This window comes from Acinetobacter sp. YH12041 (assembly GCF_013419975.1).
GTDB lineage: Bacteria > Pseudomonadota > Gammaproteobacteria > Pseudomonadales > Moraxellaceae > Acinetobacter.
Genome location: NZ_VOZC01000047.1, coordinates 1 through 2,180, shown reverse-complemented (window position 1 = coordinate 2,180; position 2,180 = coordinate 1). Strand labels below are relative to the sequence as shown.

At 42.5% G+C, this 2,180-nt stretch carries 2 protein-coding genes and 1 pseudogene; 2 read left to right on the top strand and 1 reads right to left on the bottom strand.

The annotated features are described in order from the left end of the window. Together FTU00_RS15400 and FTU00_RS15395 are read left to right on the top strand one after the other, a co-directional pair. Positions 1-122: pseudogene (locus FTU00_RS15400) on the top strand (hypothetical protein); the annotation flags it as partial. Between the two features lie 67 nt (positions 123-189). Beyond that, on the top strand, positions 190-654 hold the full coding sequence (locus FTU00_RS15395; RefSeq protein ID WP_071830580.1) for an ATP-binding protein: 465 nt from the start codon (positions 190-192) through the stop codon (positions 652-654). A 73-nt stretch (positions 655-727) separates the two neighbouring features. Here the strand turns inward: FTU00_RS15395 and mph are convergent, their stop codons facing one another. Then, positions 728-1,615, bottom strand: a complete 888-nt coding sequence (gene mph, locus FTU00_RS15390; RefSeq protein ID WP_071830579.1) for an Mph(E)/Mph(G) family macrolide 2'-phosphotransferase — start codon at positions 1,613-1,615, stop codon at positions 728-730. Positions 1,616-2,180 lie beyond the last annotated feature (565 nt).

Here is a 2,180-nt window from a genome sequence, read left to right as displayed (position 1 = left end):
ACCGCCATCGTGTCGTGATCGGCAAGGATACGCGCCTGTCGGGCTATATGCTTGAACCCGCGCTCACAGCCGGTTTCACCTCGATGGGCATGGACGTATTCCTTTTTGGCCCGCTGCCGACAACGTAATAGGAAGAATAAACGCCCTTTTCACCCAAGTCCAAATTAATTTGCCGATTCCATAATCAGGGTGTATTACAATTCCATAGAGTTTTTCAATCCAGGTGGTTTAGCTGATAACTTAACGATTGATCAGCTTCTTCGTGAAGATTACTCGCCATGGGCGCGCAATAAAAGGATATCTGCCACGTTCAAAGAAGCGCATTTTATTGAAAAATATGGGTCAGGCATCAAACGAATCCAAGAAGGCTTCGCATCCTATGGTCTGCGTCCCCCTGTCTTTGAAAATTTCCAGCACGGTTTTCGAGTTATTGTCTCATCAAAGCTACTTTTCGAATCTAATGAGGGAGTAAGTGAGGGAGTAAATCTACTATTTAATCAGATAAGAACTAATCCAGGAAAGCGTGCACCATTTTTAGTAAACGAGCTATTAGTTCCTGTCAAGATAGTAGAGCGGTGGCTCAAAATCTTAAGAGATGATCATAAAATCGAGTTTCGAGGAGCTCCTAAAAGTGGAGGATACTGGCTAAAATAGAAATCAATGATACTCTTAAGTGGCACCAATCGAACTCCTATTTTAGCATTTAAAAAAGTATCCTCACATCATTTTATTGAACAATACCTAAGGCTGCTCTGGCGGCATTGATATGATTATCGTCGTTGCACTCTACCGCAAAAGCGCCATATGCTAATGGAGCTGCAGCAGCCCTCTCTATAGATTGTTCGTAGAGCCTATCCCATATCGTTCCGCCTTGTTTAGCATACTCCGTTATCAAACTCTTCAGGCTATCCTCTCCAAAAACCGATACGTGACCAGAAAAGTCCAGTGCAGGATCACCCATATGCGCAGTAGACCAATCTATGATACCAGAGGTCTTACCTTCCTTCGAGGTTAAGACATGCCCTGCATAGAGATCGCCATGGATGAAACAAGTGAATTCAGGCCACAAAGGGTCATTGTCCAACCATCTACGGTATCTGTTTTCCAACGGCTCGCTGATACCTATCTCAGATTTCACCAAGTGGATACGGTCAGCTATTTCGGTCCTCAATTCACTTGGAGTCATTATTTTCAAGTTGCTCTTTCTCACATCGTCAGCTGTAATACGATGTAATTCGGCCAATGATTTTGCCAGAGACTCCACATAAGCTATGCTATCGCGATCTATGTTCCAAGAAACCTCATGTGTTATCGCATCGAATGTCAGAGCAGGCGCATCCTCCAGTAAAGGGTAGGCTATTAGGCGCTCCGATACAATTTTCCAATCAGGGACATTGATCGACAGGTTTCTTTTGGCTAAATCCAATATTCTACTTTCATTTTCGATTTGTTCAAGCATATCGCTTCTTCGAGGTATACGGAGTACCCAGTTCTCACCGTTTACTTCCTTTACAAAGGCAACTCTAAAGTCGATGCCCATCTCATTGACGCTCATCTCTTCCGAAATTCTCAGCCCATGCTCTAGGGCTAATGTTTGCATATCTTCGATTGTCATTTCTATACTGTTTTCTTTTATTAAATTGGTACCAGTTCCCCCGACAGGACATTCTGAATGTCATATACAGGTGTAACACTTTACCCATATTCTTTTCGTATGGATAACACTTCCCATCAGGGAACAAAAATCTGATACATGAATTAATTGTGAGACAGTAGACCTACTGTCGCATTGAAGCCATCTCGGCGACTATTTGATTAGGAAAACCAAGGCTTTGCCATCATAGCCTTATCATAGAAGTATAACATAGTTGTAAAGATAGAAAATTATTTTTTATTCATCCATGATGTTATTATTTTATAATAACATCATCTAAACATGTCCTGTCGCTCTTTTGTGCTGTGATATTTCATACCTATTAACTGCTTTCGTTTGAATTATACGACGTTCTACTCACAATAGGGCAAGGGTTACTCATTCCGTAGGATGCGGTTCACGTATAGGAAGAATAAACGCCCTTTTCACCCAAGTCCAACAGCTTTGGACCGCAGTTGACTCTTTCGACACCCCTGCGATGCAACCCAATCCGGCTGACGGGGAGCCAGCAACGCTGAAAATTTAC